This is a genomic window from Pseudomonas sp. LBUM1649 (genome assembly GCF_059716155.1).
Genome location: NZ_CP166807.1, coordinates 4,164,376 through 4,185,257 on the forward strand (window position 1 = coordinate 4,164,376; position 20,882 = coordinate 4,185,257).

Sequence of the window (20,882 nt, forward strand, 5' to 3'; positions counted from 1 at the left end):
GCGATGAATGCGTTCGCCGCGATTACTGTAGGAGCGAGCCTGCTCGCGAAGAACCTGAGAGCACCGCGGGGTGTCAGGTTTTCCGCGTTTTCGTTGGCCTCCATCGCGAGCAAGCTCCTACAGGGTTCTGGACAAGATCGCGATTAATGCGTTTGCCGCGATTACTGTAGGAGCGAGCCTGCTCGCGAAGAACCTGAGGGCACCGCGGGGCGTCAGGTTTCCTGCGTTATCGTTGGCCTCCATCGCGAGCAAGCTTGCTCCTACAGGCTCGTCGCTTACCTCAGCGACTTGAACCCGGCCCGGACTTCCCGTGAGAAAAGCGCCGGCTGCTCCCATGCAGCAAAGTGCCCGCCTTTGGGCACTTCGTTGTAATGCACGAGCTTGGGATAGGCCTGCTGCGACCAACTTTTCGGCGCCGCATACAGTTCATCAGGAAACACGCTCACCGCAACCGGGATCTTGACGCCCTTGACCGCGAAGAAGGTTGACTTGTTCTCCCAATACAACCGAGCGGAGGAAATGGCCGTGTTGGTCAGCCAGAACAGCGTGATGTTGTCGAGGACGTCATCGGGTGTCAGGCCTTCCGGTTGTCCGTCAATCGAACGCGCGATCATCTCGTAGCTTTTAGGATCGTGATCGAGCATGAAGGCCGCCAAACCGACGGGTGAATCCGTGAGGCCTGTCAGCGACTGAGGCCTGTCACCCATCATGATTGCGTAGCCGATGTGCTTGTAGGTGTAGGCGAGTTGATCGGCCGCGCGCTTTTCCTCTTCGGAAAGACCACTGGGTACCGGTTCGCCGCGAAACAACGCCGCATCGATTTCAGGCGGGATGACCCCAGGCATGTTCGAGTGAATGCCGATCAAACCAGCTGGCGCCTTTACAGCCATCAGATCGACGACAATCGAACCCCAGTCACCGCCTTGTGCCCCATACCGGGTGTAGCCCAGACGCTTCATCAGCTCGATGTATGCATCGGCGATTCGCTCAGGATTCCAACCGGCCTCGGTCGGCTTCTGCGAGAAACCATAACCAGGCATCGATGGAATCACCAGGCTGAACGCATCGGCGGCACTGCCACCGTGCGCCGTCGGATCGGTGAGTGGCCCGATGACTTTCATCAACTCGATCACCGACCCAGGCCATCCGTGCGCCATCAATAGTGGCAACGCGTTCTCATGTTTCGAGCGGACATGAATGAAATGTATATCCAGGCCATCAATATGGGTGATGAAGTTTGGAACTGCGTTTATTTTCGATTCAATGACGCGCCAGTCATACTGGGTTGCCCAGTGTTTGGCCAGTTTCTGGATCGTCGCCATTTGTACTCCTTGCGAGGAGTCATTGACTATTTCCTTGTCCGGCCAGCGGGTTGCTGCAATACGTCTGCGCAACTCTGCAAGTTCGGCTTCCTGGGCGTGAAAATGAAAGGGACGTATTTCAGCGGCACTGTTTGTTTTTATTGCAGTATTGGTCATAGCGTCAAGATTCCTGGGCGCGAAGTGATACGCAGCGCCAACTTTTGATTGGCCACTGTTAATGATGATATTTAAAATTAACAACGTCAGCTAACCAACTGACGGGATTGATTTTATAGGCACGACTGCGGCGCGAATAGAACGGAAAAACCGATCTCCTTCGCCTTTTCCGCCCACCGCCGCTACACCACCGCTCGTCGTCAAAGCGCCACATTGGCTTTGACATCATCAGGTCTTTGGTTGAATATTTATATATCGCATGCGATCTTATCGATATCGATTAGATGCGTTTACCCTTTGGAGATTCAGCCATGAATACCCGCCACAAAATGTTTATCCCTACTGATCACGCTTCCCATGGCCACAACGGCAACAACTGGATCACTGCACCCTATAACCGTCCCAGAGGCTGTGCCGCATGAAGCTGGTTCAGCTTCGAGCCTTCTGCTCAGTGGTCGACATGGGCAGCTTTCGTTCGGCGGCACGAGAACTGGACGCGGCCCAAAGCACGTTGACAGAGTCGATTCAAAGCCTGGAAAGAGAACTGGGGGCAACCTTGTTGGTACGCTCCAATCAGGGCATCAGCCTGACCACCGCCGGCAAGGTGTTCCTGACCCGGGCCCGCTCGATCATCCTGGACTGCGATCGCGCGGTACAAGACGTCCGCCAGTGCAATGGCATGCCCGAAGGCCAGATCGCATTGGGTGTCACGGCGGAACCTTTGGCGGCTTGCCTGATGCCGGTCTTCAGCAGTTTTACCCGTCGATTTCCTCAGGTGCGGCTACACGTCGCCAGTGGCAAGACCAGGATGCTGATCGAGATGATTCGCGCTGGCCGACTCGACTTCGTGATGTGCCCGCTGACGTCCAACGTCTGCGATATCGACCTGCACATCGAGCGGCTTTACCGCTCCAAAACCAGCGTCGTTGCGCGCAAGGGACATCCCCTGGCGAATGCTCGCTCGCTACACGACCTGGTCGATTGCCAGTGGGTCAGCGTCCGCCCGGCCGGGGTTGCAGGTAGCGCGGAGAAGCATCTGCTCGAGTTGTTCAGCGCCCAAGGCTTGCCACCGCCAAAGATCGCCATCACAACCGAATCGCTCCTGGAAATCCTGCACATCATCTCCGAGACGGATTACCTGACCATTGAGCCCGGCATGCTTGCCGACATGAAGCTGTTTTCCTCGTCGCTTGTCAGCATTGCGATTCGCGAGCCTTTGGAGTCGAGTGAGGTGTGCTTGATCAGCCGTCGAGTGACACCCTTCACCCAAGTGACACAGGAACTGACCAGCATGCTGATTTCCTACTCGCGCTTGCGTCACCGGGCCAAAGGGTGAGCGCCGAGTCATCACTCGGCCGCATCGGCATCCTCTTGCAACACCTCCCCTTCCCGCGTCGAGTGCCGCGCCGGACGAGCATTGGCAGTCAGAAACTCAAGAATATGGGGAAAGACATCTCGATGAACATTGATGCCCATGAACACGTCCTGATGCCCGTACCCTGGAATGACGCGCAGTTGATGACGACCTGGAACCCTGCGCTCGAGCCTGACATGGCAGAGGATGTTGGAATCACTGAACACATGGTTTTCCTGGCCCGTCATGAAAAGGACAGGTGTTTCAATCTCGTGGGCGTACGTCATGAAGTTGTCGGGTAACGCGCCGTGTTCAGTGTTCAACGGGTCATACTTGACCGCGGTGTTGTCCGCTTTCACCATCTTCAGCACATGGCGGTAGTAATGCACACTCGTTGGGCCATAGAGGTCACCACCGCGCCGGTGGGTGATGTCTGCGAGGTTCTTGTGGTTGTAGAGTGCCGGGCTGCCTGCACCCCACATAAGACTCAGCATATGGCACGCCGGCACATCGCATTCACGGTGAAAGTAGCTCGTGACTTTGCCCATGATCTTGCCAATGGTCAGCCCTGGTCGCTCACTGAACAAAGGGTCCAGATACGTCATTCCCAAAACGTACTCGGTCACGAACGGCGCGACCGTCAGCTTGACCCTGGACCAGTTGGGTACCCGCGGTGTCAGTGCCGCGCTGTTGGCCACGACGCTGCTCACACCTGTCACGGCCTTGCCGAAGAGGCTCATGGTAAAGGACACGGCACCGAGACAATGGCAAATGACATGGATCCGTACCGACTGCCCGACCTCCTCCCTGATCCGCTCCAGCGCTGGCGGGTAGTCGAACAGAGCGACGTCGTCCAAGGTGAAGCGGTGTCGCAGCAGGTTGTAGGGCAACCGGTTGCTCATGCGGCCATCGAGCGTCCAAACATCAGTAAAACCGTGGTCGAGCAGATAGCTGACGAGGTTGTAGTGCTCCGGCATTATGAACATGTCGCTGGACGAAGTTAGCCCATGTATGAGCATCACCACGTCATCGCAAGCGGCGCGTTTGAACCGTAGCATTCCCAACCCGAGTTTATCTGCCGTGGTGATGGAGTGGTGGGTGCACTGTGCATCCGGCACGCCCTCTGTGGTGAACAACGGGATCTCCCGCTCGTACCTGGTGTTCGCCAGCGAAAACCCGGGACGCCCATACACGTCCCAGAGGTTTCCCAGAAAGAAACGACCGAAGCGTTCCAGCAATGCCCAACGCTCGGAACTGGTGGCGGCGAAACAACGGAACGTCGCCATCAGCTTCATGAAATCGAGCGCGCCCAGGCGCATGATGCCTGCGGCGACAACATCAGCCTTCGAGTCATCTGCCGGTTCGACGTGGCCTTGGAGAATCGTCACGTAGAGGGTCGTCGTGTCGGACCAAAGGTCAGGGCCAGGGTCATCAAAGATGTCTTTATGGCCTGCAATCGTCAGCGGCTCGTTCTGCCGGTTGCGGACGAACAAGCGGTACAACATCTTTTTCCGCAGACGATCACCGACACTCTCCACGAAGAGGTTGAAGCGCCCCTTCTCTACATGCGCATGACCGCCCAGCAAGCCACAATTGAGATGGCCTGCCGCATCGGCCTGGTGCAAAGGCGAGTCGACAAAGCGGTTGACGTCGTCAATGCCGATCGTGAGCGTGAAGGCGATAGACGACGCAACGCCTTTACCCGCTTCATAGCCACTTTGAAAGTCCTTCTGCCCTGCCCCCACATACCCCTTCATGGTCTCGGTAAACTGCAGTGACGGCCTGGCCGAATCTTTGCCTGCCCTGTCATTTGTCATGGCGCAGGCCCCTTCTGCGGGGTGTTGCAACCGTTCCTGCGATCAATGATGCCCAGTGCAATCAGGCGCGACATCGCTGCAATGGTGAGACTGGGGTTGGAGCCAACGGGCCCGGGCATGATCGAGCCGTCGGCTATGTAGAGATTGGGATAATGGAATACTTCACCATTAGTACCGACCACCCCGGAGTCGGCATCTTTGCCCATCGGACAACCACCGAGCGGGTGAACGGTGATGATGCGTTGCAGATACCGGGTCAATGGGTTTGAAGCGAGCGTGCCACCCATTTCCACGGCGATCTTGCGACACCATTCGGTCAGCGTATCGAAGCACTCTGCCGAGTTGCGTGACGTCCAGTCAACATCGAGATACGCGCTCCCACGACGGGACTTGCGCAGCCTCAGACGGCCGTCTGCCCTGTCACATCCCATGCCCAGTAGCGGGAGGGAGCTGCTGCTCAATGCCGCCGGCCCCAGCAGCTTCGATATCTCGATGCCGAACTCGCTGCGTGGGTTAGCCGACCACCATGCGTGGATCCGGTTCATGACGAACCGCAGCGCTCGCGGCATGACCCCGCCCACATCGCTCGCTTCGACCAGCCAGTTGACGAACTCTGGATAGCCCGCATCCTGGATCATGCCTCCCCTCCCTGGGCCGAATTCGATTTGCGCAGACGTCGTGATCACCGGGCCCAGGCTTGGGTCGAGAACTCGTGGTTGCGCTGAGCGGGTGGCGCCGTCGCGGCAGCGCATGACAAAGGCAAGAAGGTCGCCGTTGGTTGAGTAACCGCTACCAAGCAGGTGACTGATTCGCGGGAAACGATGGTGGTTCTTGAGCAGCAGATAGCTTGTGCCCAGTGTACCGGCGCAGAGTATCAGCCAATCACAGGTGATCACATCAAGGGGCAAATGACGCGAAGGCGTCTGAACCAAAGGCGTATGTCGAACGTAGGAGACCTCGTAGCCGTGCGAGGGATCGCTGTGATCGACAGGGCTGATACTTCGCACCTCGGCAAGCGTTCGACAATCTGCACCGAAGCGCTTCGCCGCACTGAGGTAGTTGAAGTCGAGTGAGTTCTTGCTTCCGTGGTTACAGCCGATATTGCATTCACCGCAGTGCCTGCAGGTGGAACGAGGAGCGTTGTGCAGGTTTGGCTCGGCCTCCCTGATTGGCTCGCCCATGGCTGGCCGGCCGCCTGGATTGGCAAATGACACGGCCAATAATGGATGATAAGGATTGAGTCCCGCCTTTGCAGCGGCCTCAGCGAACGCTCGCGCCTTGGTCGTTGCCTCCTTCGGCAGATCGCTTGACGGATAGGCCTGGCCACCCAGCATCCGCTCGACTTCATCGTAATGAGGTTCGAGCGCCTTGTAGCTCAGGGGCCATGGCCCCCGCGTCCCATCCGCCAGGTCACGTTCGAACCATTCCGCAGGTTTGCGAATCAGCACGTTGGCGTAGATCAAGGACCCACCGCCCAGCCCGCTCGCCACCACGGCCTCACTCTTGCGGAATGACCAGAGGTCAAACATGCCGTAGAGACGCTCGCCAGGGTCCCAGAAATTGCGCGCCACTTCACGCGGGCTGCGCGGGAAAGAGCCTGGGGGGAAGGCCTGGCCACGCTCCAGCAGGCAAACCTTCATTTTGGCTTTAGCCAGTTCGTAGGCCATTACCGATCCACCGAAACCAGAACCCACAACCACCACGTCAAAATGTTCGGGCATGTCTTCACGCTCCGGCGGATGAATTTACGTGGCAGGCTTGTGTATCCAGCGTAGACGACCAGCGGGATGGAATTACCAGGCCTTTGCACCTATTTTTTCAGCGCCTGATCAAACGATGGCGTTGACGACATTTATCAACTCTCCAGTGCTTCAGGCCGAAGCGTGGCCGTCAGGTACCGTAATGCCCGACGGAAGACCGGATGACAATCGGCAATCGGCAATTCACCAAGCGGGGCCCAGAAAAAGCTGAAGGTGTGGCCATGGTCATCGAGCGTTTGGTGTGTCCATTGCTCCGGCAGCTGCGCCTGTGCGTGGCACAGTTGAAATGACCATACCTGCTCGAGATGTTCGGCGTTCCAGCAACCCAAATCACTGACAACCGAGGCGTCGTCAATTCCGGACTCCTCGCTCAATTCACGAAGAGCGGCCTCGGCGGGTGTTTCACCTGACTCGATAGTGCCTTTGACCAGTTGCACGCCTGCCAGGGGATGGCGAAACAGAAGGATGCGTGGTCCGGAAATATTGGAGAGGATTACAGGGCAAGCCTTGTTCGGTGACATGGCGACGTCCTTATCGACAATGAAGCCAACATCATACGGCCAGTTCACCTTGCTGGCGATGCGATGGCGACTGTTATGCCGACATCGCTGGCAAGCCAGCTCCCACAAAATGTATGGTTGGCCCAGAGGCAGGCAAAGAAAAAAAAGAGGATCGACCGATGGACCACGTCAACCACATCCTGATCGTCGACGACGATCGCGAAATTCGCGAACTGGTCGGCAACTACCTGAAGAAAAACGGCCTGCGCACCACCGTGGTCGCCGACGGCCGGCACATGCGCAGCTTCCTCGAAACCAACCAGGTCGACCTGATCGTGCTCGACATCATGTTGCCCGGTGACGACGGCCTGGTCCTGTGCCGCGAACTGCGCGCGGGCAAGCACAAAGCCACGCCGATCCTGATGCTCACCGCACGCAACGACGAAACCGACCGTATCCTCGGCCTGGAAATGGGCGCCGACGACTACCTGACCAAACCGTTCGCCGCCCGCGAACTGCTGGCGCGGATCAACGCCGTATTGCGCCGCACCCGCATGCTGCCACCCAACCTGCTGATCAGTGAAAGCGGCCGCATGCTCGGCTTCGGCCGCTGGCGCCTGGACACCACCGCCCGTCACCTGCTGGACGAAGACGGTACCCTGGTGGCCCTCAGTGGCGCCGAATACCGCCTGCTACGGGTATTCCTCGATCACCCGCAACGGGTGCTGAGTCGCGACCAGTTACTCAACCTGACCCAGGGCCGCGACGCCGACCTGTTCGACCGCTCGATCGACTTGCTGGTGAGCCGCCTGCGCCAACGGCTCAAGGACGACTCGCGGGAATCGACCTACATCAAGACCGTGCGCAGCGAGGGCTACGTGTTCTCCTACCCGGTGGAAATGCTTGATGCACAGGCCTGAATGGCCGCGATCCCGCATGCAACAGATACCCCTGTGAAGATCAACAGTCTCGATAACGACTATGCGCAAGGGTGTTTTTTCATCGCGATGCCCCAGCTCTACAGTGGCCACATCTTCTCACCACGCTCTGGAGCAACATCATGAAAAGCATCATCGGTCTCGGGTTCGCCCTTTCGGTCCTTGGCGCCACTTCCGCCATCGCCGCCCCACACGCCACCACACCCATCGTTGCAGCGGCGAAAGTCAGCCAACCGGCCACACTGAACGTGAACACTGTCAACGTTGACCACAAAGACACACTCTACGTCGCGGAAAACCGCCCTGAGTTCGGCTCCAAATATCAGCGCTATTGATCAACGGCCTTGGCCTCCCTGAAACAAGAAACCCCGCCAAGTGCGGGGTTTCTTGCATCTACACAGGTCTGTAGGAGCTGTCGAGTGAAACGAGGCTGCGATCTTTTCCCGCGAACACTTGAGTATCAAGTGCAAGATCAAAAGATCGCAGCCTCGCAGGGCTCGGCAGCTCCTACAGGTTTTGCGTCGCTGCTAATCGTGTGGCCAGCGCTTTTGCCTGACTTGCCACGTCCGTCACGGCAGTGCTTTCCCACCACACCCCGCGCAACGGTGGGCCCATGGCAAACAGACGGCTGGCGGCCTGGCCGTCGGCATCCAGCACCGCACCGTCGACCTCTGCGGCAATGCCCAGCGCCAGGTGTCCCGGTCGGATCAGCCCCCGCGCCAGCAATTGCCGTGGCAACGGTCGAGCCACCCGTCGCCAGTCATATTCGATGCCGCTGGAGTTGATCAATGCCGCGCCACTGACAACAACCGTTTGCGCTTCACCCCGACGGCGGATACGAATCCTCACTTGATGACCCGAAGAAGGCTCCAGCCCTTTGAACGACGCCGCCTGAATCCGCAACCGCCCTTCCCCGTGCAAGCGTTCCACCAGTTCGGCGCTCAACGGCGGCGAGCGGTGATGATGGCTTTCCCACCACGGCCGTACATGCCGCACGAATTGCCGGCGCTGTACGTCGCTGGCCTGATTCCACAAACGCCCGATGTGCGCCCGCACCGTGTCCAGCGGCGCCTGCCAGTCAATGCCCTGGGCGATGGCGTTGCGGCAATGCCGGCGCAATTCACGCACCAGCTGTCGTGGCGTGCGAATGCTGTGATCCTCGGCGAGAAAATCCACCCAGGCCGGTGGCTGTCGCCGCACATGGGGCAGCAGGCCGTGACGGGAAAACACTTCGATCGGCCCGCGATGCCCGGCCTGTTCCAGCGACACCACGGCATCGACCATGGTCAGGCCCGAGCCGATGATCAGCACCGTCGACTGCGGATCGAGCTGCTGCATCGCAGCCACGTCCCACGGGTCAAGCGCCGCCGCGTTCAAACCGCTGGATTCAGTCTGCGGCGTGCGCGCGGCCGCGAACATCCCCGTAGCGAGCACGGCTAAAGAACCCAGCAATCGCTGGCCGTCGCTCAAGGTCAAGCGCACCGACTGAACATCGGTTTGCAGATCAACCACCTCGGCTTGCACATGCTCGACCGTTGAGCCGCTCAACGCCCCCACCGCTTGCGCCTCGGCCAGACGTTGCTGCACGTACAGGCCGAAAATTCCCCGTGGCGGGAACAGCTCGCTGATCGGTACATGCTGCTGATCCGACTCCGGCCAGCCGCCAGCCGCAATGTAGCTGGTCAGCCATTGGGTCAGGTCATCGGCGTTGTCCGGGTCGACACTCATGCGCGCCGCGTTGCCGTTGAGCGTATGCCCCAGCTCCACGGCGCTGTAGGCCTCGCCGCGACCCAGTTCGGCGCGCGGTTCGATCACCAGCACCTGGCGCTTGCCCGGCAGGCGCAACAGTTGCGCCGCCAGCATCGCGCCACTGAGGCCGCCGCCGATGATCAGGATGTCCGCGTGACGGATGACGCCGGTCGCCTGTCCGTTTTGGGTTTCACTCATGCCGTTCTCACTGATCAGTGTTTACCTGGATAGAAGTCATGCAGATCGCTCCGGGGGATCTCGAAAATGTCCTGGACGATAATAGGCGCCAAATCCATGGAAGGTTCATCGAGCAGTACCAAAGTAGGATGCGTCTTGCAGGATGGAATCGGTCGAGGTCATGCGATGTTCCGTTTGAATTCGGCGAGCCAGGTCGGCTCGGCTTGCGTCTGCGCTGTGCGCGTGGCTTGCCAGATGAAGTGCAGGTTGTGAAAACCCAGCAGCCGGCGAACGCGGTTTTTGATCAGGCGTTGCAGGCGCTTTTCCGGGTGGGCAATGGCCCAGTCGCACAGGCGTCGGCGCCAGGTGCCCGATGACGCGAGACGGCTTTTGATTTCCGTCGCGAGCAGTTGCAGGCGCTCGGCGGAGAGCAGCAGGCCCGAGGGCGCCATTTCACGGCGATCACGACTGGCGCTGCCGGGGCTTTCCGGGAAGGCCAGGGTTTGCCCACTGCTTAGCCAAAGTTCGAACAACACGGTTAGGCCGTCCTGCCACTCGGTGCCCTCTTCGCTCCACAACTGCGCACTGGAGACCCCGAGGCGCAGGCGTTGCGGATGTTCTGTCGGGCCGAGCAGTTCGGTGAAGTCGAGCAGCGACCGGCCTTGGTTCAGCCAGAGTTGCTGCGTCTGCCGGCCCTGCACAAAGGCGTAGGTAGGACCGCTGCGCCACAGGACGTTGTGCAAGGCGGGTGCGTCGAGGTTGTCCGCGATGGCCAGCAGCTCCCCGCCGATGTGTTGCGCGGCCAGGGCCAGCAGCAACAGGTTTGGCTCGAAGGCGCCACTGAGGGCCAGGCGAGAAGTTTCGCTGAAACCTTGCTGGCGCAAGCCATCGGCCAGGCGCTCGACATCGCGCAAGACATCGATCCAGCGCCAGACGAACCATTGCCCGTGACGCTTGTGCCGCAATGCCGGCTGCAATGGACTGACTTGCGCCCAATGGCGCAATTGCTCCAGCGCCTTGGGCGCGCTGACCTGCCATTCCTTGGTATCCGCAACCGCCGGACGCTTGAGTTCGTGCACGCTCATGGGTTGACCTCTATGTCATGGGCCTTGCTCGCGATGGCGTTTTGCCAGGCGACATCGATGTTGGCTGTGCTGGCCTCATCGCGAGCAAGCTCGCTCCCACAGGGTTTTGCGGTGACCACAGAATTTGTGAACGACACAACAACCTGTGGGAGCGAGCTTGCTCCGGGCGGCGTTCCGACGATGGCGTCTAGGCCGACACCACCTTCTTCTCCTGCTACCGCAACGCCGCCAGGTCGCGATAACCGCTGCCCGGATGAATCTGGGGCAAACGCGGTCCCTCACCGAACAGCTTCTCGCGCAGGGTCCCCGGCGCGTATTCGGTCTTGTACACCCCGCGTTTCTGCAACTCCGGCACCAGCAATTCCACGGCGTCGATGAAGGTTTCGTGCGTCAGGGCATAGGCCAGGTTGAAGCCGTCGACATCGGTCTCCTCGACCCATTCCTGCAACAGATCGGCAACGGTTTCTGGACTGCCGACAAACAGCGGCCCAAAACCGCCGATGCCGACCCAGTCGGCCACATTCGGAGTCCAGACCTTGTTCGGATCGGCCGTGGAGAACGCTTCCACCGCCGATTGAATGGCGTTGGTGTGCACATGCTTGAGCGGTTCATCCGGTTTGAACTGGCTGAAATCGATGCCGGTCCAGCCAGAGATCAGTGCCATCGCACCTTCATAACTGACTCAGGTCTTGTATTCCTCGAACTTGGCCTTGGCCTTGGCGTCGGTCTCGCCGAGGATCACCGTCTGCAGGTTGAAAATCAGGATCTTCGACGGATCACGCCCCGCCTGCGCCGCACGCCGGCGGATATCGGCCACGGTTTTCTTCAGCAGCACTTTCGACGGTGCGGCAACGAACACGCATTCGGCATGTTCGGCGGCGAACTGCTTGCCCCGGCTCGACGCGCCGGCCTGATACAAAACCGGGGTGCGTTGCGGCGACGGCTCGCAGAGATGAATCCCCGGCACCTGGAAGTGTTTGCCGACATGCTGGATCTCGTGGATTTTGCTCGGGTCGCTGAAAATCCGCCGCTCACGATCGCGCAGGATGGCATCCTCTTCCCAGCTGCCTTCCCACAGTTTGTAGCAAACCTGCAGATACTCTTCGGCGAAGTCGTAGCGGGCGTCGTGTTCGGTCTGGGTGTTCTGCCCGAGGTTCTTCGCGCCGCTCTCCAGGTACGAGGTCACTATGTTCCAGCCGGCGCGGCCCTTGGTCAGGTGATCGAGGATCGACAGGCGTCTATGCAGGAGTCGCGCCAGAATAGATAAGCCGCGCAATTTCGACACTTCATTCAGCGCGACAAGAAACAGAGGGCCGCCTAACAACACAGAATGTTGAACAACTGTTCCTGAAGCAACACATGGAATTAACAGTGCTCTAATCAAACACGCGGAAGCATAATCTCTTTTGAGCGATACTTCTCATAACTGTCGGTGCCATCTACAGTATAAAGAAATATCACGGTCTTACCCTTCAGGTGCACTTTGTTTTTTTCAAGCTTGAATTCCACCCCGCCGCCCTGCCCATCGTACATCACTCGGTGACGGCCAAACGCAACCCTAGTGGTATTTGTCCCTTTAAACCAAGCGTGAATATGATAATCTTCCTTGGTCACTTCACCAATTGATTTTGGGATAATAAAGCTATAATCCGTTTTTGTTTCATCAACCTTTGGAGCCTCAAGTTTGTCTGACATTTGGATTTCCCTTCTAAAGTATAAAATTTTGATTGATTTGGTTTTCGGCGCCCAACCTGGTTAGTGCTCGCAGTTGCACCGAGCAATATATAAAACCGGCAACGCGAAGGCGTCTACTGTCAAAAATAACAGCTCGACTCTTGTTTCAGACGAATGGTAACGGAGGATTAACTGGCTGCGTCGAGCACGAAGGGGGCTACGACAAAGCCTGTCATTGCGCCAGGCTTGAAGTTATTACCGAAAAACTTGTTTATTTTTCCGCAAGCTACCTAATAAAACTTAGGTGGATGAAAGTCGCGAGCGGATAACATGGGCAGGGCTGACATTGGCCGAGCGAGAGAAAATCTTTTAGCTTCAGAACAGCAAAGTGTTTATCCAGTGTTGATCGGCGAACAGTTCAGATCACCACATTGCGCACAAAGCGCACCGCCACTTCTCCCTCATTGCGATAGGAATGAGGCTGGTTGCTGGCGAACATGAAGAACTCGCCGGCGGCGATCTTGTGCGGCACGTCACCGACCATCAGCGTCAGGCAGCCTTCGAAGACGTAGAACTGTTCGCTCCAGCCTTCGGCGTCCGGCTCCGACGGGTAATGCTCGCCAGGTTCGAGGCGCCATTCCCAGAGTTCGACTTCACGGGTGGCATTGGCCTTGGCCAGCAGCACCGCCTTGCTGCCGGGGATCGTACCGGCCCATGCCAGCTCGTTGATGCGGCTATGGTCGCGCACATCGGGGGCCTGGATCAGGTCGCTGAAGGCCACGTCCAATGCTTCGGCCACACGGTCAAGGGTGGTCAGGCTGACGTTTTTTTCGCCGGCCTCGATGGCCACCAGCATCCGGCGGCTGACACCGGATTTTTCCGCCAAAGCGGTCTGGCTCATATCGGCGGCATGGCGCAAACGCCGAATATTCTGGCTGACGTGCTGCAGGACCGAAGCCCGGGGCGAGGAATCTTTGTGCACTATATTGCTCACTTGGTGGTGTTGCGCAGTATACTGCCCAACTTCCGGCGCATTGTGCGTCCCCCTCAAATAGTGTGCAAGATCATGACGTCGGCGAACTCCTCCCAGGCTTCCTCCCGTTTCCTGCGGCTCAGCAAGGCCGAGTGCGTGCTGGTGTTGATCACCATGGTCTGGGGCGGGACCTTTTTGCTGGTCCAGCATGCGATGACCGTCAGCGGCCCGATGTTTTTCGTCGGCCTGCGCTTTGCCGCCGCCGCGATCATCGTCGCCCTGTTCTCCTGGCGCAGCCTGCGGGAATTGACCTTGTTCGAACTCAAGGCCGGCGCCTTTATCGGCGTGGCGATCATGCTCGGTTACGGCTTGCAGACGGTCGGGTTGCAGAGCATTCCCAGCAGTCAGTCGGCGTTCATTACCGCGTTGTACGTACCCTTCGTGCCGTTGCTGCAATGGCTGGTACTGGGTCGTCGTCCGGGGCTGATGCCGAGTATTGGCATCATGCTGGCCTTCACCGGGTTGATGCTGTTGTCGGGGCCTTCTGGCGCGGCGTTGAACTTCAGCCCTGGCGAAATCGCTACATTAATCAGCGCCATTGCCATTGCGGCGGAGATCATTCTGATCAGCAACTTCGCAGGTCTTGTCGATGTGAAACGGGTGACCGTGGTGCAGTTGGCGGTCACGTCGCTGCTATCGTTTCTGATGGTGGTGCCAACCCAGGAGCATATTCCGGATTTCTCCTGGTTGCTGTTGTGCAGTGCGCTTGGACTGGGCGCAGCGAGTGCGGCGATCCAGGTGGCGATGAACTGGGCGCAGAAAAGTGTTTCGCCGACCCGGGCGACCTTGATCTACGCCGGTGAGCCGGTGTGGGCGGGGATTGTCGGGCGGATCGCCGGGGAGCGGCTGCCGGCGATTGCGCTGCTGGGGGCCGGGTTGATTGTGGCGGCGGTGATTGTCAGTGAGTTGAAGACCAAGGGTAAGGCTGCCGTGGTAGAGGAAGTGCTGGAGCGGGAGACCCGAGGTTAAGACGCTAAATCTGCAGCGTCTGGTAGATAGCTTTCGCGAGCAGGCTCGCTCCCACAGGTGAAATTCATTCCCCTGTGGGAGCGAGCCTGCTCGCGAAGAGGCCGGTCCTGCTGAACACAGCCCTTTGAAACAATGTTAAGCAGGGATTTTCCGTCTACCTTGTAGGATTCTGCGACAGCTTGGCGTTTGGCGATCCGGGAGCTGGCACGTATGATGCTTCACAAACTTCCGCAGATTAGAAGCCTATGTCTCTGATAGTTCTACTGCTTCTGCCTTTCATAGGCAGCTGTCTGGCAGCGGTGCTGCCACACAACGCGCGAAATACCGAATCGCTTCTGGCTGGCCTGGTTGCCTTGATCGGCACTGTCCAGGTCGCCCTCCTGTACCCGCAAATCGCCAATGGCGGCGTAATCCGCGAAGAGTTTTTCTGGCTGCCGAGTCTTGGCCTGAATTTCGTTCTGCGCATGGACGGTTTCGCCTGGCTGTTCTCGATGCTGGTGCTGGGCATCGGCACCCTGGTGTCGCTGTACGCCCGCTACTACATGTCGCCGGACGATCCGGTGCCGCGTTTCTTCGCATTTTTTCTGGCGTTCATGGGTGCCATGCTCGGGCTGGTGATTTCCGGCAACCTGATCCAGATCGTGTTTTTCTGGGAGCTGACCAGCCTCTTCTCGTTCCTGCTGATCGGCTATTGGCACCACCGCGCCGACGCACGACGCGGCGCGTACATGGCGCTGATGGTCACCGGCGCGGGCGGCCTGTGTCTGCTGGCGGGGGTCATGCTGCTTGGCCATGTGGTCGGCAGCTATGACCTGGACAAAGTCCTGGCCGCCGGCGACATGATTCGCGCACATGACCTCTACCCCATCCTGCTGCCCCTGATCCTGATCGGCGCGCTGAGCAAAAGCGCGCAATTCCCCTTTCACTTTTGGCTGCCCCACGCCATGGCCGCGCCGACACCGGTTTCGGCCTATCTGCACTCGGCGACCATGGTCAAGGCCGGGGTGTTTCTGCTGGCCCGGCTGTGGCCGTCGCTCTCGGGCAGTGAAGAATGGTTCTACATCGTCAGCGGCGCCGGAGCCTGCACCCTGTTGCTCGGCGCTTATTGCGCGATGTTCCAGAGCGACCTCAAGGGCCTGCTGGCTTACTCGACCATCAGCCACCTGGGCCTGATCACCCTGCTGCTGGGCCTGAACAGCCCGCTGGCCGCCGTGGCCGCGGTGTTCCACATCCTCAACCACGCCACGTTCAAGGCCTCGCTGTTCATGGCCGCCGGGATCATCGACCACGAAAGCGGCACCCGCGACATTCGCCGGCTCAATGGCCTGTTCAAGCTGATTCCGTTCACCGCAACCCTGGCCATGGTCGCCAGCGCCTCGATGGCTGGTGTACCGCTGCTCAACGGCTTCCTGTCCAAAGAGATGTTCTTCGCCGAGACCGTGTTCATCAACGCCACGGCCTGGATCGAAGCGACCCTGCCGATCGTCGCGACCATCGCCGGGACCTTCAGTGTCGCCTACTCCCTGCGTTTCACCGTTGACGTGTTCTTCGGCCCGACCGCCACCGACCTGCCCCACACCCCGCACGAGCCGCCGCGCTGGATGCGCGCGCCGGTCGAGCTGCTGGTGTTCACCTGCCTGGTGGTGGGGATCTTCCCGGCGCAAGTGGTCGGCCCATTGCTCGCCGCCGCTGCGCAGCCGGTCGTGGGTGGCACCCTGCCGGAATATAGCCTGGCGATCTGGCACGGCTTGAACGCGCCGATGATCATGAGCCTGATCGCCATGTCCGGCGGCATCCTGTTGTATCTGCTGCTGCGCAACCAACTCAAGCGTGGACGCTTCCACTACCCGCCGCTGATTGGCCGATTCAACGGCAAGCGCCTGTTCGAACGCAGCCTGGTGCTCATGATGCGCCTGGCCCGACGCCTGGAGCCACTGATCAGCACCCGGCGCCTGCAGATGCAATTGTTCCTGATGGTGCTCGCCGCGGTCCTGGCCGGGTTGATCCCGATGCTGCACAGCAGCCTGAGTTGGGGCGACCGGCCGAAGATTCCGGGCTCGATCGTGTTCGTCATCCTCTGGCTGCTGGCGATTGCCTGCGCCCTCGGTGCCGCGTATCAGGCCAAGTATCATCGTCTGGCCGCCCTGACCATGGTCAGCGTCTGCGGCCTGATGACCTGCGTGACCTTCGTCTGGTTCTCGGCCCCGGACCTGGCATTGACGCAACTGGTGGTCGAAGTGGTGACCACGGTGCTGATCCTGCTGGGCCTGCGCTGGCTGCCACGGCGGATCGAAGAGGTTTCGCCGCTGCCGAGCAGCCTGCGCAAGGCGCGCATCCGCCGCATCCGCGACTTGCTGCTGTCGGCCGTGGTCGGCGGCGGCATGGCATTGCTATCCTACGCAATGCTGACCCGGCAGACGCCGAACGTCATTTCTTCGTTCTACCTGAGCCGCGCCCTGCCCGAAGGCGGTGGCAGCAACGTGGTCAACGTGATGCTCGTGGACTTCCGCGGCTTCGACACCCTGGGCGAAATCACCGTGCTGGTGGCGGTGGCCCTGACCGTGTTCGCCCTGCTGCGGCGTTTCCGTCCGCCGAAGGAAAGCCTGCAGTTGCCGGCCCAGCAGCGCTTGCTCGCGCCCGACGTGGTCACCGACCTGGTCAACCCGCGTCACGCCAGCGACACCGCGCTCGGCTTCATGATGGTCCCGGCGGTGCTGGTGCGCCTGCTGCTGCCGATTGCACTGGTGGTCTCGTTCTACCTGTTCATGCGTGGCCACAACCAGCCGGGCGGCGGCTTTGTCGCGGGCCTGGTGATGTCGGTGGCGTTCATCCTGCAATACATGGTCGCCGGCACCCAGTGGGTCGAAGCGCAAATGAGCCTGCGACCGCTGCGCTGGATGAGCGTCGGCCTGCTGTTCGCCACCGTCACCGGCCTTGGCGCGATGGTCGTCGGCTATCCGTTCCTGACCACCCATACCTGGCATTTCGACCTGCCGCTGCTGGGCGACATTCACCTGGCCAGTGCGCTGTTCTTTGACGTCGGCGTATACGCCGTGGTGGTCGGTTCGACGCTGTTGATCCTCACCGCCCTCGCCCACCAATCGGTGCGGGGTCACAAGACTGCGGCGCAGCCCAAACCCGCCGTCATGAAGGAGGCTGTCTGATGGAAGAAGTCATCGCCATCGCCATCGGCGTCCTGGCCGCGTCCGGCGTCTGGCTGATCCTGCGTCCGCGGACGTTCCAGGTGGTCATGGGCCTGTGCCTGCTGTCGTATGGCGTCAACCTGTTCATCTTCAGCATGGGCAGCCTGTTCATCGGCAAGGAGCCGATCATCAAGGACGGCGTACCGCAGGATCTGCTGCACTACACCGACCCGCTGCCGCAGGCGCTGGTGTTGACCGCGATCGTCATCAGCTTCGCCATGACCGCGCTGTTCCTGGTGGTCTTGCTGGCTTCCCGCGGCCTGACCGGCACCGACCATGTGGATGGCCGGGAGCCTAAAGAATGAATCCGATGTCGCACCTGATCGCCGCGCCCATCCTGCTGCCGCTACTGACCGCCGCGATCATGCTGATGCTCGGCGAGAAACATCGCCCGCTCAAAGCCAAAATCAATTTGTTCTCTAGCCTGCTCGGTCTCGGTGTTTCCGTTCTGCTGCTGCAATGGACGCAAACCACCGGCATCCCCGGTTCCATCGGCGTGTACCTGCCGGGCAACTGGCAAGTGCCGTTCGGCCTGGTGCTGGTGGTCGATCGCTTGTCCGCGCTCATGCTGGTGCTGACCGGCATCATCGGCGTTTGCGCCCTGCTGTTCGCCATGGCACGTTGGGACAGTGCCGGTTCGAGCTTCCACGCGCTGTTCCAGATCCAGTTGATGGGCCTGTACGGCGCCTTCCTGACGGCAGACCTGTTCAACCTGTTCGTATTCTTCGAAGTGCTGCTGGCCGCGTCCTACGGCCTGATGCTGCATGGCTCGGGGAGGGCGCGGGTATCGTCGGGGTTGCACTACATCTCGATCAACCTGCTGGCCTCGACGCTGTTCCTGATTGGCGCGGCGCTGATCTACGGCGTCACCGGCACCCTGAACATGGCCGACCTGGCGCTGAAGATCCCGCTGGTGCCCCAGGCCGATCGCGGCCTGCTGCACGCGGGCGCGGGCATTCTGGCGGTAGCATTCCTGGCCAAGGCCGGGATGTGGCCGCTGAATTTCTGGCTGGTGCCTGCGTACTCCTCGGCAAGCGCGCCGGTGGCGGCGATGTTCGCGATCATGACCAAGGTCGGCATCTACACCTTGCTGCGCCTGTGGACCCTGCTGTTTTCCGGTCAGGCCGGCGCCTCGGCGTACTTCGGTGGCGACTGGCTGATCTACGGAGGCATGGCCACCATCGTCTGCGCGGCACTGGCGATCCTCGCGGCCCATCGCCTGGAACGCATGGCCAGCCTGAGCATCCTGGTGTCGGCGGGGATTCTGCTGGCGGCGATCGGGTTCGGCCAGCCCAACCTGATCGGTGCGGCACTGTTCTATGTGGTCAGCTCGACTCTGGCACTGAGCGCGCTGTTCCTGCTGGCGGAACTGATCGAACGCTCGCGCTCGGCCGTCGAAATCCCCTTGGAGGATGAAAACGAAATGCTGCCACGGCCGCTGGAATCGTTGCATCCGGTCAAGGGCATCAACCTCGACGACGACCAGAAAGCCGTGGTCGGCCAAGTGATTCCCTGGACCATGGCGTTCCTCGGCTTGAGCTTCATCGCCTGCGCCCTGCTGATCATCGGCATGCCACCGCTCTCCGGGTTCATCGGCAAGCTCGGTCTGCTCAGCGCCTTGCTCAATCCGATGGGCCTGGGCAACGCCGGCGACGCGCCGGTATCGAATGCCGCGTGGGGCTTGCTGGCGCTGCTGATCCTCTCGGGACTGGCGTCATTGATTGCTTTTTCCCGCGTGGGCATCCAGCGTTTCTGGACACCGGCAGAACGCCCCTCGCCCGTGCTCCGGCGCCTGGAGTGCGTACCGATTTTCGCGCTGCTGGGCTTGAGCATCCTGCTCACGCTCAAGGCCGAACCGCTGCTGCGCTACACACAGGCGGCCGCCAACGCCCTGAACAACCCGCAGCAGTATGTGATGGCCGTGCTCGGCACCCGTGCGGTGCCAGGCCCGCAAGCCAGGGCGGCGCTGCTGGAGGTGCAACCATGAAGCGCCTGTTGCCTGCGCCATGGCTATCGCTGGCGCTGTGGCTGTTGTGGTTGCTGCTGAACCTGTCGCTCAGCCCCGGCAACGTGCTGCTGGGCGCCCTGTTGGGGTTTTGCGCACCCTTGATGATGCGCAAGCTGCGCCCGCTGCCGATCCGCATTCGGCGGCCCGGGGTGATCCTGCGCCTGTTCCTGCTGGTCGGTCGCGATGTGCTGGTGTCCAACCTGGCGGTCGCCTTCGGTGTGCTCAATGCCGGCCGCCGGCCACCGCGCTCAGGGTTCATCAAGGTGCCGCTGGACCTGCGCGACGCCAACGGCCTGGCCGCGCTGTCGATGATCTGCACGGTGGTCCCCGGCACGGTCTGGTCGGAACTGGCGCTGGACCGCAGCATCCTGCTGCTGCACGTGTTCGACCTGGATGACGAAGCGCTGTTCATCCAGCACTTCAAGGCGACCTACGAGCGCCCGCTGATGGAGATTTTCGAATGAGCAGCTTGCTGTCGAACGCGATCCTGCTGAGCCTGTTCCTGTTTTGCGTGGCGATGATCCTGACCCTGATCCGCCTGTTCAAGGGACCGTCGGCCCAGGACCGGGTCCTGGCCCTGGATTACCTGTACATCGTGGCGATGCTGATGATGCTGACGCTGGGCATTCGTTATGCCAGTGACACTTACTTCGAGGCAGCGTTGCTGATCGCGCTATTCGGGTTCGTCGGCTCGTTTGCCCTGGCGAAATTCCTCCTGCGTGGCGAGGTGATCGAATGAGTGCGCCATTGTCCCTGTGGGTCGAAATACCCGTGGCCATCCTGCTCGTGCTCAGCAGCCTGTTTGCCCTGGTGGGCGCCATCGGCCTGGTGCGGATGAAAGATTATTTCCAGCGCATGCACCCACCGGCCCTGGCCTCGACCCTGGGCGCATGGTGCGTGGCCCTGGCCTCGATCATCTTCTTTTCGGCGCTCAAATCCGGGCCGGTCCTGCATGCCTGGCTGATTCCGATCCTGCTGGCGATCACCGTGCCGGTGACCACCTTGTTGCTGGCCCGGGCGGCATTGTTCCGCAAACGCATGGCCGGGGATGATGTGCCGGCGGAGGTTTCGAGCCGGCGTACGGAAAGCGGGGGCTGAGCAAAAGAGCTTTGGCGTACATATCCATTCCTGCGGTAA

18 protein-coding genes and 2 pseudogenes are annotated in these 20,882 nt (G+C 60.3%); 10 read left to right on the forward strand and 10 right to left on the reverse strand.

All coding sequences use genetic code 11. The features are described from left to right. Positions 1–275: 275 nt before the first annotated feature. A complete protein-coding gene (locus tag ACA058_RS19185) occupies positions 276–1,478 on the reverse strand; it encodes an epoxide hydrolase family protein (protein ID WP_497635437.1) in 1,203 nt (400 codons plus the stop codon). A gap of 418 nt (positions 1,479–1,896) precedes the next feature. Here ACA058_RS19185 and ACA058_RS19190 point away from each other — a divergent pair, with 418 nt between their 5' ends. After that, the gene (locus ACA058_RS19190) at positions 1,897–2,814 is read left to right on the forward strand and encodes a LysR substrate-binding domain-containing protein (RefSeq protein ID WP_497635438.1); all 918 of its coding nucleotides are present in this window, start codon (positions 1,897–1,899) and stop codon (positions 2,812–2,814) included. An 11-nt stretch (positions 2,815–2,825) separates the two neighbouring features. Here ACA058_RS19190 and ACA058_RS19195 read toward each other — a convergent pair whose 3' ends face one another. The 3 genes from ACA058_RS19195 to ACA058_RS19205 all read right to left on the reverse strand — a co-directional run bounded on the left by ACA058_RS19195 (position 2,826) and on the right by ACA058_RS19205 (position 6,930). Continuing rightward, positions 2,826–4,649: an alpha/beta hydrolase family protein gene (locus ACA058_RS19195; RefSeq protein ID WP_497635439.1), complete on the reverse strand. Its 1,824-nt coding sequence runs from the start codon at positions 4,647–4,649 to the stop codon at positions 2,826–2,828. Beyond that, positions 4,646–6,370, reverse strand: coding sequence for an FAD-dependent oxidoreductase (locus ACA058_RS19200; RefSeq protein ID WP_497635440.1), 1,725 nt, complete (start codon positions 6,368–6,370; stop codon positions 4,646–4,648). The genes ACA058_RS19195 and ACA058_RS19200 overlap by 4 nt, the downstream gene beginning before the upstream one ends. 134 nt (positions 6,371–6,504) lie before the next feature. Next, positions 6,505–6,930 carry an NUDIX hydrolase gene (locus ACA058_RS19205; RefSeq protein WP_497635441.1) on the reverse strand — a complete coding sequence of 142 codons (426 nt, stop codon included), beginning with the start codon at positions 6,928–6,930 and terminating at the stop codon, positions 6,505–6,507. A gap of 158 nt (positions 6,931–7,088) precedes the next feature. On the opposite strand from ACA058_RS19205, the gene ACA058_RS19210 reads away from it, so the two are divergent. Continuing rightward, positions 7,089–7,829 (forward strand): response regulator, encoded by a 741-nt coding sequence (locus tag ACA058_RS19210; protein WP_497635442.1) that lies wholly within the window; start codon positions 7,089–7,091, stop codon positions 7,827–7,829. 140 nt (positions 7,830–7,969) lie between these two features. Continuing rightward, positions 7,970–8,182 carry a hypothetical protein gene (locus tag ACA058_RS19215; RefSeq protein ID WP_497635443.1) on the forward strand — a complete coding sequence of 71 codons (213 nt, stop codon included), beginning with the start codon at positions 7,970–7,972 and terminating at the stop codon, positions 8,180–8,182. 172 nt (positions 8,183–8,354) lie between these two features. Here ACA058_RS19215 and ACA058_RS19220 read toward each other — a convergent pair whose 3' ends face one another. From ACA058_RS19220 to ACA058_RS19245, 6 genes and pseudogenes are all read right to left on the reverse strand, one after another. Then, entirely contained in the window at positions 8,355–9,794 is a 1,440-nt protein-coding gene (locus ACA058_RS19220; protein ID WP_497635444.1) for an FAD/NAD(P)-binding protein, read from the reverse strand. 56 nt (positions 9,795–9,850) lie between these two features. Continuing rightward, a pseudogene (locus ACA058_RS19225) lies at positions 9,851–9,928 on the reverse strand (ABC transporter ATP-binding protein); the annotation flags it as partial. Positions 9,929–9,952: 24 nt separating this feature from the next. After that, positions 9,953–10,858 carry an AMP-binding protein gene (locus tag ACA058_RS19230; RefSeq protein WP_497635445.1) on the reverse strand — a complete coding sequence of 302 codons (906 nt, stop codon included), beginning with the start codon at positions 10,856–10,858 and terminating at the stop codon, positions 9,953–9,955. Positions 10,859–11,072: 214 nt separating this feature from the next. Further along, positions 11,073–12,098: pseudogene (locus ACA058_RS19235) on the reverse strand (NtaA/DmoA family FMN-dependent monooxygenase); the annotation flags it as partial. Between the two features lie 140 nt (positions 12,099–12,238). Beyond that, a complete protein-coding gene (locus ACA058_RS19240) occupies positions 12,239–12,553 on the reverse strand; it encodes a hypothetical protein (protein WP_497635446.1) in 315 nt (104 codons plus the stop codon). 397 nt (positions 12,554–12,950) lie between these two features. Then, positions 12,951–13,514, reverse strand: a complete 564-nt coding sequence (locus ACA058_RS19245) for a helix-turn-helix domain-containing protein (protein WP_497635447.1) — start codon at positions 13,512–13,514, stop codon at positions 12,951–12,953. Here ACA058_RS19245 and ACA058_RS19250 point away from each other — a divergent pair. The 7 genes from ACA058_RS19250 to ACA058_RS19280 all read left to right on the forward strand — a co-directional run bounded on the left by ACA058_RS19250 (position 13,509) and on the right by ACA058_RS19280 (position 20,843). Beyond that, positions 13,509–14,534, forward strand: coding sequence for a DMT family transporter (locus tag ACA058_RS19250; protein WP_497635448.1), 1,026 nt, complete (start codon positions 13,509–13,511; stop codon positions 14,532–14,534). The two genes, ACA058_RS19245 and ACA058_RS19250, sit on opposite strands and share 6 nt — an antisense overlap. A 245-nt stretch (positions 14,535–14,779) precedes the next feature. After that, complete coding sequence (locus tag ACA058_RS19255; RefSeq protein ID WP_497635449.1) at positions 14,780–17,698, forward strand: monovalent cation/H+ antiporter subunit A; 2,919 nt, start codon at positions 14,780–14,782, stop codon at positions 17,696–17,698. Continuing rightward, positions 17,698–18,042, forward strand: coding sequence for a Na+/H+ antiporter subunit C (locus ACA058_RS19260; protein WP_007986256.1), 345 nt, complete (start codon positions 17,698–17,700; stop codon positions 18,040–18,042). The genes ACA058_RS19255 and ACA058_RS19260 overlap by 1 nt, the downstream gene beginning before the upstream one ends. Next, positions 18,039–19,724 (forward strand): monovalent cation/H+ antiporter subunit D, encoded by a 1,686-nt coding sequence (locus ACA058_RS19265; protein ID WP_497635450.1) that lies wholly within the window; start codon positions 18,039–18,041, stop codon positions 19,722–19,724. The genes ACA058_RS19260 and ACA058_RS19265 overlap by 4 nt, the downstream gene beginning before the upstream one ends. Continuing rightward, a complete protein-coding gene (locus ACA058_RS19270; protein WP_497635451.1) occupies positions 19,721–20,209 on the forward strand; it encodes a Na+/H+ antiporter subunit E in 489 nt (162 codons plus the stop codon). Before ACA058_RS19265 ends, ACA058_RS19270 begins: the two co-directional genes overlap by 4 nt. Then, complete coding sequence (locus tag ACA058_RS19275) at positions 20,206–20,484, forward strand: K+/H+ antiporter subunit F (protein ID WP_008063386.1); 279 nt, start codon at positions 20,206–20,208, stop codon at positions 20,482–20,484. Before ACA058_RS19270 ends, ACA058_RS19275 begins: the two co-directional genes overlap by 4 nt. Continuing rightward, on the forward strand, positions 20,481–20,843 hold the full coding sequence (locus tag ACA058_RS19280) for a Na+/H+ antiporter subunit G (protein ID WP_459732965.1): 363 nt from the start codon (positions 20,481–20,483) through the stop codon (positions 20,841–20,843). The genes ACA058_RS19275 and ACA058_RS19280 overlap by 4 nt, the downstream gene beginning before the upstream one ends. Positions 20,844–20,882: the final 39 nt, after the last annotated feature.